The sequence below is a fragment of the Pedobacter gandavensis genome, from assembly GCF_014172405.1.
GTDB lineage: Bacteria > Bacteroidota > Bacteroidia > Sphingobacteriales > Sphingobacteriaceae > Pedobacter > Pedobacter gandavensis.
Map to the genome: position 1 here is coordinate 144491 of NZ_WNXC01000001.1, position 15629 is coordinate 160119.

Genomic DNA, 15629 nt, shown 5'->3' on the forward strand with positions numbered 1-15629 from the left:
ATATGAAACACATGAAAAAAAATATAAAGCTATTCCTGACTTCGATTCTAATAACCCTATTGATGATGGGTTGCTATAAGGATAAGGGAAATTATGAATATCAGGATCCAAATGTGGTAAATATTGCAGTGGATCTTGATCAGGTAGACCGGAATGTTTTCATTACCGCCGATTCGATTGACCTTAACCAGAATGATAGTCTGAAAGTAAAGCTTAAACTGAGCCAGACGATCGGTACAGCTTCCGGGTTTGACTACCAATGGATGGTAACCCAGGCAGAAGCTTCTATTGGCAATCCAGGTCAATTTGTAATTGGCAATACGGAGGAGTTAAAGACCAAAATTACTTTAGGCCCTAATTTGTACAGGTTAGTTGTACAGCTTAAGGATAAAAAAACAGGTGTTTCTTTATACAAGCATTTTGCAATGAATGTTTCAGCAGCACCTTGGGGTAATGAAGGCTGGTTGGTATTACAGGAAGAAGCAGCTAGTGATGCTTCCGATTTGTCCGTGATCACAACAAGAGATGGCGCCCAAAAAGGGAAAGTCTACCATAATGTATATTCGGCCTTTAACCAGCATAAACTACCAAAGGGTACTTATAAAGTGAATGTGGTCAATTACGCTACGCCAATGCGGATACAAAAGGTTTCCTTTTTTTACCCGAATGGCGGTCTGGAAGTTAGAAGTACAGATTTTGCTGATTCTGCCAAAGCAGAAAACTGGTATGTTGCTAAACCCGGAATCATTAATTTTCAGTTGAATAGTGCTGCCGGGGTGGCAGCTGGTGGCTGGGAATACCTGATCAATAACCATCAGATTTCTTACCGTCAGGTATCTGCTGTTTCCATCAAATTACCTCCTCTGTATTTTAACCCGCCTTTTTTTGGAAGTTTTAGTTTAAGTCCTTTTGTGATCAATTCGTCCAATAGTGATGGCTATTTTACCCTGTATGATCAAGCGAACCATTGCTTTTTAATGCTTCGCGCCGACAATGGAACTTTCGTCCCTTCCTTACCTGATGTTCCCAACAAGCATTTTGCCAATTATACCGGGACTGCTGCAAACTTACATCCGACCACTGGTTCAGGTTTTGACTTAAACAATATGAAGCATAATTTGATTTATGCGGAAAATGTAGAGCCTCTAAGCACATCGAATGGTTACTGGAATACCTTTTTCAGGAACAATAACAGCGATAGTACTTACCTGGTACAGTTTCCAAGAGGAATAGCCTATTTGAATAATTTCAAAACAGGACGATATTTCCTTAAAGAGTCGAGTTGTCCGGGTATTAACACGGCCAGTTTATTCGCCTGTCCAACCTATTTACCGCTACCAGGAGGCGCATTTTATTATGTGAATAAAAACAGCGTTTACACCTGCAAGGTAAATACGCTATCGGGTTCCAGTGCCGCACCAGGATTGACCTTTCCTTCCGGTACCCTGATCAAAGTCATGAAAATATTTAAGTCCGGATATGTTCCAGCGTCTTTCCCATCAACAGAAGGGAAAGTATTGGTCATAGCTACAGATGAAAGTGCCAGTGGAGGAGGACATAAGGTCTATTTCTTTAATCTGAATTCAACAGGCGATATCATTGGTTCCGCGGCAAATCCAGCCGATCTATATACCGGTTTTGAGAAGATCACAGATGTTGCATTCAAAAAAGCATTGGGTCGATAAAGCATAAACAACACACACAAAATAAAACCTATTCATTAAAATTATCACCATCAATAAAGTAAAAATTTATGAAGTTAAAATTTGTTCCTTTCCTTTTTGCACTATTTGCATATGAGACAGGCCTTGCGCAGGATTCTGCTGCAGTGAAGAAACCGGCAATTGCTAAATTGAAAGCTTATAATGAGATCATTTCGGGAAAAGCTATTTCCAAATCAGGCCTGTTTAAGGTGCATAAAGTGGACGATAAGTATTACTTTGAAATTCCTGATTCTTTGTTGAGCCGTGAATTTTTATTTACCACACGTTTATCTAAAGTGGCTACGGGTAGTCCAAGATTTGGTGGGGAAATCATGAATGCGATGATCGTCTCTTTCGAAAAAGCCCCAAATGATAAATTGTTTGTACGTGCCATTACCAACGTTGCACAGAGTAATGAAACCGATATGATTTCCCGTGCTTTAAGAAATGCAACGATTGATCCGATCATCATGGTGTTGGATTTGAAAACAAAAGGAAAGGATAATAAATCATCAGTGGTGGAATTCGGAGACTTTTTCCTGAAAGACAACCTGATTTCGGGCTTTAATCCTGAAATGAAGAAACAAATGGGCACAAGTGCTCCCGCAGCAGATAGGTCCATGATCCTGTCAATGAATGCTTATCCTGAAAATATTGAGATTAAATCTCTGAAAACATACGGCATGGGAGCCGGCCCTGCGAAACCTGCAGAGGATGGCGAGGCAGCACCAGCAGCATCTGCAAGCGTAGGTGTAACTTTTGAAATTAGCAACTCTGTAATGGTGATGCCTAAAAGTCAAATGGCGGTACAGGTTTCTGATCCTAGAGTAGGTTATGCTTCAGGGAGTTATCAGGTGTTTTCTGATGCACAGCAACAGGTTGATGTGAAGCGTTTTATTGTTAAAAACAGACTGGAAGTTAAACCGCAGGATCTTGCCCGTTATAAAGCAGGAGCGTTGGTGGAGCCAAAAGAACCTATCGTATATTATATTGATCCGGCAACGCCGAAACAATGGAGAAAATATATCATTTCCGGTATTACCGATTGGAATGAAGCCTTTAAAGCAGCTGGTTTTAAAAACGCGATTGTCGCTAAAGAATGGCCTGAGCATGATGAGTCGATGAATCTGGAAGATGCACGTTATAGAGTAGTGCGTTATTTCCCTTCAGCGACGCCATTTAGCTCAAGCCTTAAACTGAGCGATCCACGTACAGGTGAAATCCTGCAATCCTACCTGGGATGGTCACATAGTCAGATCAAAACCCTGCACGACTGGTATATGGTCCAGGCAGGAGCTGCAGATCCAAACGGCAGGACGATGAAGTTCAGTACAGAATTAATGGGCGACCTGATTCGTGCTCAGATCTCTCGTAACATTGGTTTGACCCTTGGTTTGAGGGAGAACCTGGCGAGCAGTTCTACGATTCCGGTAGCGAAATTGAGAGATAAAAAATGGTTGGAAAAGAATCCTTTTAATCACTCTATTATGGACTTCAATTACTATAACTATGTCGCACAACCGGAAGACAAGATTTCAAGAAAAGGATTGATTCCAGGAATTGGAGATTATGATAAATGGGCCATCAAATGGGGATACACTTATACCGGTGCCAAAGATTTTGAAAGCGATAAAAAGATCCGTTTGAAATGGATCCTTGATAACGTAAAACCTGGTTCCAGTCTGTCGTACGGCACAATTCTGGGTACTAATCCTAGTGATCCTATTAATCCAAATGTACAATGGGAAGATTTAGGAGATGATCCGGTTAAAGCAAGTGAATACGGTGTAAAGAATTTAAAGGTAGCCATGGCGAATTTGTTGAAATGGACAACCACCAATGAGGGAACTTATTACAATACCTCAGATCTGTACTATACCATTTGCGATCAGTTTGCTTTTCTGACACGCCATGTGTATTCCACTGTTGGTGGGGTATATGCCACAATAAAGACCGTTGAGGAAGAAGGTGATGTTTACGTGCCGGTTTCTAAGGCCAATCAAAAAGCTGCAGTGGCCTTCCTGAATAAGGAAGTATTCAATACACCTAGCTGGATTTTTGAACCAAACGTGCTGAATAAATTCAGAAAACCTGCGAAGAAAGAACAGTATATGAAAATGCAGGATAATGCATTACTTTATTTAACCAGTTCTGCCCGCCTTTTCAGAATGAATGCGGCCACATTGCGTTATGGAAAAGAACAGGTTTATACTGTTGATGAATTATTCACGGATTTGAACAAAGGTCTTTGGGCTGAGTTGAAAAGCAAGCAGCCAATAGATAGTTACAAACGTATTTTACAAAAAACTGCGGTAGCTTATATGATTAAGTCTGCACAGGAAGGCGATAGACTGCCTGATTTCACGAAGCCCTTTGTAGAAGAATTAACAGGTACAGATGTTCCGGTGATCATCCGTGGACATTTGCAAAACATGATGGATCAATGTAATGCAGCCATTCCGGCTTATACAGACCCAGTAATGATTGCACATTTAAAATATGTATCGGCTAAAATCGGTAACTATTTAGATCAGGATAAAAAATAAGAAACATTTATTAGAACAATAATATATTGGTAATGAGAATGAAATTAATATATGTTGGGTTATTGGCATTATGCTGTAATTCGCTAATGGCGCAACAGGATAAGGGTAAACAGCAGAAAGCTGATTCCCTTAAAACCGGAATCAAGCCCATCAGTTCGATTGTCAACAAAGACACCGAACGCAATATGGGTATGATCAACATTTATAAGAATGGGGAAAAGTATTACTTTGAGATTCCTGACGCCCTCTTAAAGAGAGAGCTATTGGTAACGAATTGGTTGGTGACAGTTCCCGGAGGAAGTCCTAAATACGGAGGGGAGCTGATGAATACCAAGACCATTACTTTTGAAAAAGGATTTTCCGGTAAGATGATGCTGCGCGTGGTGAGTGTAGTTACACAGGCAGACTCTACCAACACCATTTCAAAAGCAGTAGCAAACTCAAACATAAACCCGATTGCCATGGTGTTCGACATTAAGGCCAAAGGAGAAGATGGAAAGAGTTCTGTAATTGATGCAACCGACTTTATGCAAAAGGAAAATTCCTTTACGATGTTGAGTGCGGAGGTAAAATCAAAACTAGCAATTGGTGCTATGGCAGCCGACAGAAGTTATGTGAAAAGTGTAGCCTCATACCCTACAAACGTAGAGTTAAAGATGTTGCGCACTTATTCGGCTACTGCTGCGGTTCCTAAGCCAGGTGCCCCTGCAGCAATCGAAGCCGCAAAAATTGGATCTGCCATTACGATGGAGGTTTCTACCTCTATTTTTCTAATGCCGGAAAAGGCAATGATGCCTCGTCATTTTGACCTTAGGGTAGGTTATTTTGCGAATTCGTATCAGCCAATTTCTGATACTCAACAAAACTTTGGTCCTAAATCATTTATCGTGCGCTATCGTCTGGAGCCTAAGGCTGAGGATATGGCTAAATATAAAAGAGGAGAATTGGTCGAGCCCAAAGTACCTATTGTATATTACCTTGATCCGGCCACTCCTAAACAATGGCGTCCGTACCTGATTGCAGGTATTAATGACTGGAATGAGGCTTTTAAAGCAGCAGGATTTAAGAACGCGATTATTGGTAAGGAATGGCCTGAAAATGATCCGACCATGAGTTTAGAAGACGCAAGATATAAAGTGTTACGCTATTTACCTTCGGATGTTCCTAATGCTTATGGACCAAATATCCATGATCCAAGAAGCGGGGAGATCCTGCAGAGTTATATTGGCTGGTACCATAACGTAATGAGTTTAGTACACGATTGGTACATGGTTCAGGCTAGTCCGAGCGACCCTAGAGCCCGTACCATGAAGTTTAGTGATGAACTGATGGGAGAGCTGATCCGTTTTGTATCCTCACATGAGGTGGGGCATACCCTGGGTTTAAGACACAATATGGGCAGCAGCAGCTGTACGCCAGTGGAAAAATTAAGAGATAAGAAATGGGTAGAAGCACATGGACATACCAACTCTATTATGGATTATGCCCGTTTCAATTATGTGGCTCAGCCTGAAGATAGTATCAGTACTGCCGGGATCATGCCGCGCATCAATGATTATGACAAATGGGCCATCAAATGGGGATATGCTTATATCGATGCCAAAGATGACCTGGAGGATAATAAAATTGTTTCTAAATGGGTGACGGATAGCCTGAAAGCAAATCCAAGATTGTGGTTTGGTGGCGAAGGAATGAATTTCGATGCACGTTGTCAGTCTGAAGATTTAGGTGATAACAGCATGAAAGCCAGTGAATACGGGATCAAAAATCTGAAATATGTATTGGCGCATCTTCCGGAATGGACAAAAGAAGACAATGATTTATATCAGAATCAAACAAAAATGTACCTTCAGGTGGCCACTCAGTATGCAAGATATGTAGGTCATGTGGTGAAAAATATTGCCAGTGTTTATGAAACCTACAAAAATCCAGACCAACCTGGAGATGTTTACACTGTTACCCCTATTGAAACACAAAAGGAAGCAGTTGCATTTTTAAATGCACAGGTTTTTGATACACCTAACTGGTTATTGGACCTAAAAATTCTAAATAAAATTGGGAATCCTACTCGTAACGGTGGTGTGCATACGGTACAGGACAGAACCATGCAACAGTTGTTCAGTGACCGCGTATTCAATACTTTAAATATTACGGAACAGCGTTTTGGTAGAGGCAATGCTTATTCTGTCTCTGAATATTTAGCTGATTTGAAAACAGGGGTATGGAAGGAATTGAAGACGAATACTGCCATTGACATGTACCGTAGAGATGTACAGAAAGCTTATGTAAACAATCTTTTTAGAGCAGTAAAAGAGGCTGAACTTGGAACTAATGCTTTAGGACTATTGTTCGGCGGACCAGGGGCAGAAGAAATGTTGCCATTTACGGTCAACACAGATATCGCTTCTGTTTTAGCTTATCACCTGGAAAACCTGCGGACAGAAATTTTAGCTGCGGCTAAAGTTGCTACAGATGAGGATTCGAAATCGCATTTGTTATTTGTAGCCAACCGCATCAAAAATGGCTTGAATAAACGTTTTGACAGTAAATAATTTATATATACATCAAATGGCTTCCTGCATTACCTTTCGGCTAGGCAGGGAACCATTATAGATATAAAATTCATGAGAAAATTGCTAGTATTTTTGTTATTGTGCAGTTGTTACCTGGTTGAAGCGAATGCTGGCCCGGGAAAGGCAACGGTCAATTGTACCGTTTATGGTAATACACAAAGTGGTTTGTACTTATATCAGTTGAAAGATGGCGAAGCTCAAAGCCTCGGCTTCCAGCGACCTGATGCTAATGGAAATTGTAAGTTTGTAGTAACGCTAAAAGAGGGGGCTTATTTTTTTAAAAAGGCAGGAGGAAAAGGAAATACTTTCAATCATGTCATCTATTTGAAGGCAGGAGAGGAGAAAAAAGTGGCGTTCCAGATTGGATCAGTCTCTCTTGATTATGACAGTTGTATCATTGAAAAGCCAAACACCGAAACACAGTATTTAAAAGATTATTTGCTTGCCTTTAATAAATACAATAAGACGGTATCGAATAAGCAGGCTCAGTCTTATGCGGAGTATAAGCTTTTTCAGCAATTCGCAGCCGCGTTTTTGCAAAAACATAAGACCAGTAACGTTTATTTCAACCAATGGTTGAAGGATAAAATAGGAACAGATCTGCAATACCTGATGGCGGCCAATTACTTTAATTTTGGGACCAGATTAAATACCAGTTACGATAGTGCTGCAAGGGTACAGGAATTTTATGAGCCATTACGGGATAAAAAGATCGTCAATAACCCTGCTTTACTGCAGTCGGAAAACGGCATGCAAATGCTCAGTTATGTGTTTGCTTTCTGGAAATTTAACAGGGTTAAAAATGGGAAAGAGCTGAATCCTTTCTACTTTGCTGAAAACACACCTATGATCAGTAATCTTCAGGTGAAAGTAGCTTATCTGGCAAACCGAATGAAAAATATCACTAAATACGAGGATTTTGTAAATAATGTGCAACCTTATAAAGCACTGTTTGTATCAGCAGAGATGAAGGCTGCTTATGACAAACGTTATGAAGATCTTTATCTCTTTGCTAAAGGAAGTCCAGGATATAATTTCGAGTTGAAGGATGTAAATGATAAAACCCATAAATTATCCGATTTCAAAGGTAAGGTGGTGATTATTGACCTATGGGCCATGTGGTGCGCACCTTGTTTAAAAGAAAAACCGATTATGGGTAAAATTGAACAAGGCTATCACGACAGAAATGATATTGTATTTATTGGGGTCTCTGTAGATGGGATCAACAGATCAGACCTTTGGAAGGGCTTTGTAAAGAGAAATGGTTGGACCAATTTAGAATTGATATCCGATGCGACGTCTTCCATTCATCAATACTATAAAGTTAGCGGTATTCCTCGTTTTTTAGTTTTTGATCGTAATGGAAATATTGTAACCGTAGATGCACCCATGCCTTCCAATCCAGAGTTTAAAAAATTAATCGACCGAACGCTGGCAACAGCCAACTAACAACAGGGTTATGAATCGAATTAAAAACAGAAATATGAAGCAATATATTAAGGTCTTTACCATTGCTTTTCTTTGCCAGATATTAGCAATTAGCGCTTTTGCACAATCAGAGATGCTGAACCTGACAGGCCTGCTTACTCAGAAAAAGCATGCTGAGATTGTTGTTTGGAGCAACATTGCAGGGAAAAAGAGCATGGTGACCAGTTATGTACTGAATCCCGAAAATAGCAGGTTTTTCTTAGGCATACCTTTTCGTCCTGAAGCAAGTTATCAATTGCAGGTAACAATTATGAAAATGGGACATTTGAGATTGGAACGTGATTTTGTAGCTAATTTTCCATTACAGCTGAAGCCAAATCAAAATGTGCAGCTCAGTCTGAATCCTGCTGAATTTGACGGAAAAACATCAAAGGGAATGGTCATTCAAAAACAGGTACCTAAACCTCAAACCGCAAGTGTGAGTGGGAAACTGGTGGATTGGAAGCTTGGTGGCGAGCTGTTAATAGAGAAAGTTGTAGAAGGACGTCTGGAGAAAGTGGCCGGCTTTATTGTAGAAAAAGAACAGCCTTATTTTACTTTTTTAATGCCGGTGCAAAGTCCGGGCTTCTATTATCTGTCTACAACAAGATGGAAAAAACGCTTGTACCTGAAACCAAATGACCAGATTGTTTTGAATGTGGATGGTCAGTTTGCTGTAAAAACAGATTGGGTAAAAACTACTGCAGAAAACAAAATCCTGGCTGACTGGACAACGCTGATATTTCCTGTAACAGGTTATGGTTATAATTTAGAGCAACGAAGTAAGGCTATCGTAGATTCTGCGGCTTTCAGTAGTGGCTATCAGGCTTTACAACTAAAGATAAAAGCATTTTTACAACAAACGAATAGTTCTAATGCGGCTTTTAATCAGCAGTTTAAGACGGTTGTCCGCATGGACAATAGTTTAATCGCCCTGCGCTCTATGCTCTATCAGGGAGGTAAGAAGCATTTATTCTGGTTACCAGCTAAAGAATACGCTAACGTACCGATGCAGTATACTGAGATTCTAGATCAGAATAAAGTAACATCAGTTGATTTGCTGCAGCTTGGGGAAGGAAATGAATACCTGAATCTTGCGGCTAAGTTTAGTCTGAACGGCCTTGATGAAGCAAAAAGAGCAAAATTAGGTGATGCTGGGAAATTACAGGTGATGATGGCGGCGGTTCCAAGCGAAACCCTAAAATCATATTTATTAAAATCACAGCTGGAAGAATTCAATGTGGTGAATTATAGTGAGTTTAAGGCTGCGTTTCTGCCCTTTGCAAAATATGCAAAACCGGCTTCTGTAAAAAAGAAGTATGACAATGTACTCCATCAATTTGCGCCTGATACGGCTTTTATTGGTAAATCTGCTTATGATTTTGTTTTACAAGATGTAAATGGTAAACCAGCCTCTATGAAGGACTTTAAGGGTAAAGTGGTGCTAATTGATGTCTGGGCTACCTGGTGTGGTCCATGTAAAGCGCAAATGCCCTTCCTTAAAGAAGTAGAAGAAGCCTATAAAGGAAATGACAATATTGTTTTTATAGGAATCTCTGTTGACGCTGAATCGGCAAAACAAAAATGGCTGGATATGATCAAAGAGAAGGAACTTCATGGGGTTCAGCTGATCGATTTTTCAGGTAAGTCTTTTGCCCAGAAATATAAGATTAACGCTATTCCACGTTTCCTGTTGATAGATAAGCAGGGGAATTGGGTAGAAGTGCGTTGCCCACTACCGGAGGATAAGGTAAAACTAAAAACCTATATCAACCAGGAGTTGAATAAAGGGGTATAGTATTGATTCGAAAAAATAAGTTTAATAAACAGAAGGCCTGTTTCAGATGATGATTCAGGCCTTCTGTTTTTGGGGAAGAGGGGTATTTGATTGATAAAGCTGTCCAGATCTGGATCAGGCTTAGTAAATCTGATAGGTTTGTTCTGGGGTAAATTTGGAAAGCAATTCGTTAACAGACCAGTTCGAAGTGCTGTAATTTATTTTTGGTAAAGCAGGTTTAATTTTCAAGCCTCCTTTGTATTCTACAGGTGATTTACCAGTGATCTTCTTGAAGATTCTGGAGAAGTAAAATGGATCTTCATAACCCACTTTCTGCGAGATCTCTTTTATGATCAGGTTGCTCTTATTTAACAACTGACAGGCGTACTGGATTTTTAACCTGATAAAGTAGTCTATCGGGGAAAGTCCCGTCTTTTGTTTAAACAGCGTAGAATAATGAGAAGAAGAGTAATTGAATTCTTTGGCAATCAGCTCAACACTTAATTGTTTATGTAGATTCTCCTTCATAAATACAATAGATTGATCCAATTGGTCTTCATCCTGTTGTATGTTTTTGTTCACTGTTTTACTGGTTTTATTTGCATTGTTGACAAATAGCAGCAAAGAGATCAAATGATATAAATTTAAGTTCGCATAACCGATATTTTCTAATGCAAAACCCTCTGATAAACTGGAATGAATTTTTTGCCAGGTAGCCCTCACCTGATCGGAAAAGGGGAGTTGAGCAGGTGTTTTGAATTGTTGTAAATCGTAATTTGTTTTTAACTCATCGACCATTTGTCCATTAAAATGTAACCAATAAATGCTACATGTATTTTTCGGATCTGCCTGAAAACGGAAGAATTGCTGAGGAGACAGGAATAGGAATTGATTAGCTTCAAAACTAAAAACTTCAGTTCCTGTTTCACACTGTCCTTTCCCTGCCGTGCAGTAGAGCAGGACATAATCAGGACAGCTGTTTTGCTTCAATTGATAGGAAGCTGTGGTGGTAGTTTGAGAGCCAATTTCTGTAGTATAGAGCGCATTTCTGAAAAACTTATTTTTGACATATTCATTGATTACCGCAGCTGGAACAGTTATATGTTTTTTCTCAAAGAAGTCATCTTCGTGTTTAATATTCTCCATGGTTCTTTAATAAATGTTTGTTTGGTTTGGTTGGAATTGGTGATGCTAAATAAGGGCTTTAATTCTGGAATAAGGAAAAAACGACCATTACAAAACCACTACAAAACAGCTTTTATTTGTGTTTTGAAGGGATTTGTAGCACTACGAGATTAAATTGTGATGAAAATCGCTCGGGATAGAGATTTTTATTTTGAAGTCGGTGTTTGATCCAGCTGCGCCAGGAAGATCACTAAATTGGTATCTGTTCCTGTTAAATTTAATTTCTTACGCAAGCGTGTCCTTGCGATTTCAATAGACTTCGGACTGATGTTGGTAATGGCTGAAATTTCTTTGGTAGTGAGGTTCAATTTTAAAAAGGCACATAGCCTCAATTCACTCGGACTTAGGTTAGGGAACTGCTCATTTAATTTCTCAAAGAAATCATTGTGAAGGTGCTGGAACCTCAGTTTAAATTCATTCAGCAGTTCAGGTTGCAGATTGGATTGCAGATCTGAAATTACTTTTTGAACTGCTACATGAGATTCTTTCCCCAGGGTCTCCTTGATGTCCAGCAATTTTTCTGAAATTACATTAATGAGTTCATTTTTCTGTACCAGGTGTAACACCTGGGTGGTTAGTTCTTTGTCTTTTAATTCAATGTCCTTTTCCAGACTTTGCTTTTCCAGTTGTAAATGAGCTTGTTTCAGCCGTGACCTCCTGGCTTTGTTTTTTTGTAAAAAATAAAGGAGGGTAATGATCACCAACAACAGGGCAAGACTAATTCCAATCATCCAGCTGTATAAATCTCTTTCCCTTTGCCTGGTTTCCTGTTCGTGCTGTAAGCGATCAAATTCAAACTGCATTTCCAATTGAGCAATCTTACGTGTCCTGGCTTCATTATATAAACTATCGTTGGTATCTCTGAATATTTCAAGAGCTGCCAGTGCAGCTTCATAATTGGATTCCGCTTTATATATTTTGTACAGATATAAGGAAGATTGGTTCAGTAAGTTCAATAAACCTGCATCCTTTTTTATGCCGGTTACATTTTTTAAATAGCTTTCGGCAGTTTTATAGTCTTTAAGGCTATAGTAATATTGTCCTAATCTGTAGTTGGAAGTGGCTAAACCTAAGGTGTCTTTGGTCTGCTTCCTGATCTCCATGGCCTCCAGGAAGTATTTTAGTGCCAGTTCATTTTTACCCGTTTTCTGATAGATCAGTCCCTGATTGTTTAAAACATTGGCAATGTTGCTTTGATCGTTAATTTGTTTGCTCAATTTCAAGGCGGCATTCAGATACATCAGCGCCTTATCATACTCCTGGATCTCTTTATAAGAACCACCAATATTGTTGAGTAATCCTGCTTTTTTCTCCAGATTCGTCTTGGTGTTGGATGATAAATACTCCAGGGCCTTGGTATATTTGGCAATTCCATTTTTATATTCCCCCTGTATGATATTGATATTGCCTGAATTGACATATGCTGTAAATAACAGATCAGGGATTGGTTTTTTCTCTAAATCGTGAATTATACCATAGTAAAGTTGTAATGATTTTGGGAAATTTTCAAGACGAAAATAAACTGTAGCCAGGTTCAAATTTGCTTTATGAATCAGAGAATCGGAATTGAGTTTATTGGCAATTTTTAAAGCCTCGTCTGCATAAGGTAGGGCCAAAGCAGGCTTTGTCCTGATAATCATCCTGGTCAGCTCGGAATTCAGCTTGTACTGTTCCTCCATACTACTGCTCTGCTTTAGCAGGGCTTTCAGGCTATCTTGTTTAGAATCCTGCGCCCCGGCATTTAAAAAGCTACATAAAATAACGGCAAAGACAACATAAGTTTTGCTGAACTGAGATAGGTTTATGCTTGCCAGAAAGGACTTGAATGGTTGGCTGAAAATCACTAAATAAAGTTTGAAAGGCCTAAAATTACGAATCTTAACCTTAGAATCCTGAAATAATTCATCATAAACACCTACTTTAAAGATTTGGCGATCTGTTGATTTTGTTTTAGGTATGAAGGACGACTTATCCGAAAGCTGATGATACTCCGTTTATGTAACTCCTTGTCAATGATCGCTACAGGCGTGCTGGTGAAATTCACAAATAGCTCGACACAAGTATCTGGCAGCACGCGGAAGCATTAAGGACGTAGCCGCCGGATGTTCAGTCGGTTTTTTAGCCTTGTAAATTCAGTTTATAGGTTTGGTTTATGTGTGATAAAGAATTTTATTAAATATAGAACTATTTTTATAGGCTTGGGCAACACCTCCCAGGGTTTATTTTAAAAAATAGAGGGCAATAAAAAGGGCCGGTTAAGAACCGACCCGATTTAATTATTAACCTGAATTGTATTATTTTTTATGAAAACTTTCTACTCCGCTTTTCAGGTAAGCGAGGTATTCAGTGGCATCAAATATTGCCCCCTGAGGTTTTACAAGAGGGTTTAAGTCATGTCCAGCCAGTACATAAAAAGGCTGACTATTAGACACGTATTTTGTAGCCTGGAAATCTCCATTCCATCTGCCTAAATCGTCTGTGTTGGTTCTCAATACTTCCGAATAATGTACTTTCTCTTTTGGCATTTTGATGTTTCTTTCATCTACATAAAGCTGAATCAGTACATATTCTTCTTTGATGATTTGAGCACCTGAGGATCTGTCCATATTTTATCTTCCATTTTTCTGCAGTTCACACAAGCGTGTCCGGTAAAGTCGATCAGAATCGGTTTATTTACCTTTTTTGCATAGGCAACTCCTTCATCTAAATCAAAGAAAGGGTTAAAGCCTATCGGAGCTTTCAATACTTCACTGTATTTTACTTTTGCAGGGAAATCAGTTGGCGTTGCAACAGCTGCTGAAGAACCTCCGCCAGTCAGGATAAAGTCCTGGGTATTCATTGGAGGAGCCAAACCACTCAAAACATTTACAGGAGCACCCCAAAGTCCGGGAACGATGTAGATGGCAAATGCAAAGGAAAGGATGGCGAAGAACAACCTCGGAACCGATACAAAAGGAACATCACTATCATGTGAAAACTTAAGTTTACCCAGGATGTAAATACCCATCAAGAAGAAGATCACAATCCAAAGTGCAAGGAAAATCTCCCTGTCGAACCATTGCCAGTGCCATACTAAGTCGGCCGCCGACAAAAACTTCAGCGCCAATGCCAATTCCAGGAAACCCAGACATACTTTAATGGTGTTCAACCAGCCACCTGATTTAGGCATACTGTTTAAAAATCCAGGGAAAATCGCAGAAATGGTAAATGGGAGGGCAAGTGCCAATGCAAAGCCAAACATGCCTATCGCAGGAGCTAACAATTCACCTTTTGAACTTGCCTGAACCAGTAAAGTACCGATAATTGGACCTGTACAAGAAAAGGAAACCAGTGCAAGAGAAGCAGCCATAAAGAAAATGCCACCTAAACCTTTACTGTTGTCCGCCTTCTGGTCGATCTTATTCACCAATGAGCTTGGTAAAGTAATTTCAAATGCTCCGAAGAAAGAAACGGCAAATACCAATAGTAGGATAAAGAAGGCTAGGTTGAACCAGCCACTGCTACTCAATTCGTTCAGCATAGCGGAACCAAAAATAATGGTAATCAGTAAACCAAGCGCAACGTAAATCACGATAATGGATAAACCATAGATAATGGCCTGACTGATGCCTTTTTGTCTGCTGCCCGCACGTTTGGTAAAGTAGCTGACTGGATAAACCACATAATATTGACCCCCTTTCGCCAAAGCTGAAATGATCCCCTTTAGCTTTTATAGTCAGATAGTTATATAGAAGTTTTATATTGGCGAAGAGGGATCAACCAAAATGGTTTGTCCACAAATCAAAAGCAATACCAATATTATGATGGAGCCATAGGAGGGTGGTTTAATACTATGGAGAGTATGTTTGTGCCACAAGCAGATAATCTTATTTCAGGCGATAGATATAATATGGGGAAAATTCAAGGTTCTAAAGATGCAGAAGCAATAATAAGCAGTTTAACAAGGACAGGAGGAGTTATAACAGAAAGCCTTAAGATTGTTAGCCATAGTATGGGAGGTGCATATTCTAAAGGATTTGTACAAGCTATTATTGACTACGCAGTAAAACATCCTGAATTAAGCAGGGGGCTGAAAATAAGCCAGTTTGATATGGATCCTTTACAGGCTGCACAATTAAATGCAATACCAGGTGTACATACAGAACAATATACTCATAATGCAAAAAAGAAGGGTGTAAAGAATTTAAATAGAATTGCAGATGGAAAACAAGGCGGATTAGACAATGCGCAAGGTAAAAAAGATGGAAATTCTTATAACGAAGATTCAAATAAAACAGATCATAGCATAATGACATTTATTAATGATATTGGCAATATGCAGGAGGGTAAATACATGTTAATTAATGGTAAATGGGTACTTCAGTAAATTCAAATCCTT

The 15629-nt window shown here is 39.4% G+C and carries 10 protein-coding genes; 6 read left to right on the forward strand and 4 right to left on the reverse strand.

Annotated features, from left to right (window positions below; all coding sequences use genetic code 11):
- Positions 1 to 11: 11 nt before the first annotated feature.
- The 5 genes from GM920_RS00560 to GM920_RS00580 all read left to right on the forward strand — a co-directional run bounded on the left by GM920_RS00560 (position 12) and on the right by GM920_RS00580 (position 10087).
- Positions 12 to 1685 (forward strand): PKD-like family lipoprotein, encoded by a 1674-nt coding sequence (locus tag GM920_RS00560; RefSeq protein ID WP_182952669.1) that lies wholly within the window; start codon positions 12 to 14, stop codon positions 1683 to 1685.
- 68 nt (positions 1686 to 1753) lie between these two features.
- Positions 1754 to 4249, forward strand: a complete 2496-nt coding sequence (locus tag GM920_RS00565; RefSeq protein ID WP_182952670.1) for a zinc-dependent metalloprotease — start codon at positions 1754 to 1756, stop codon at positions 4247 to 4249.
- A 38-nt stretch (positions 4250 to 4287) separates the two neighbouring features.
- Positions 4288 to 6801: a zinc-dependent metalloprotease gene (locus GM920_RS00570; protein WP_182952671.1), complete on the forward strand. Its 2514-nt coding sequence runs from the start codon at positions 4288 to 4290 to the stop codon at positions 6799 to 6801.
- Positions 6802 to 6873: 72 nt separating this feature from the next.
- A complete protein-coding gene (locus GM920_RS00575; protein ID WP_182952672.1) occupies positions 6874 to 8271 on the forward strand; it encodes a TlpA family protein disulfide reductase in 1398 nt (465 codons plus the stop codon).
- Positions 8272 to 8305: 34 nt separating this feature from the next.
- Positions 8306 to 10087: a TlpA family protein disulfide reductase gene (locus tag GM920_RS00580; RefSeq protein ID WP_182952673.1), complete on the forward strand. Its 1782-nt coding sequence runs from the start codon at positions 8306 to 8308 to the stop codon at positions 10085 to 10087.
- A gap of 120 nt (positions 10088 to 10207) precedes the next feature.
- Here GM920_RS00580 and GM920_RS00585 read toward each other — a convergent pair whose 3' ends face one another.
- The 4 genes from GM920_RS00585 to GM920_RS00595 all read right to left on the reverse strand — a co-directional run bounded on the left by GM920_RS00585 (position 10208) and on the right by GM920_RS00595 (position 14936).
- Positions 10208 to 11212, reverse strand: a complete 1005-nt coding sequence (locus GM920_RS00585; RefSeq protein WP_182952674.1) for an AraC family transcriptional regulator — start codon at positions 11210 to 11212, stop codon at positions 10208 to 10210.
- 185 nt (positions 11213 to 11397) lie between these two features.
- A complete protein-coding gene (locus tag GM920_RS23905) occupies positions 11398 to 13095 on the reverse strand; it encodes a tetratricopeptide repeat protein (RefSeq protein ID WP_182952675.1) in 1698 nt (565 codons plus the stop codon).
- Positions 13096 to 13545: 450 nt separating this feature from the next.
- Positions 13546 to 13857, reverse strand: coding sequence for a hypothetical protein (locus GM920_RS23650; protein ID WP_235964390.1), 312 nt, complete (start codon positions 13855 to 13857; stop codon positions 13546 to 13548).
- Entirely contained in the window at positions 13809 to 14936 is a 1128-nt protein-coding gene (locus GM920_RS00595) for a protein-disulfide reductase DsbD family protein (RefSeq protein ID WP_235964391.1), read from the reverse strand. The genes GM920_RS23650 and GM920_RS00595 overlap by 49 nt, the downstream gene beginning before the upstream one ends.
- Positions 14937 to 15020: 84 nt before the next feature.
- On the opposite strand from GM920_RS00595, the gene GM920_RS00600 reads away from it, so the two are divergent.
- Complete coding sequence (locus tag GM920_RS00600; RefSeq protein ID WP_182952676.1) at positions 15021 to 15617, forward strand: hypothetical protein; 597 nt, start codon at positions 15021 to 15023, stop codon at positions 15615 to 15617.
- Positions 15618 to 15629: the final 12 nt, after the last annotated feature.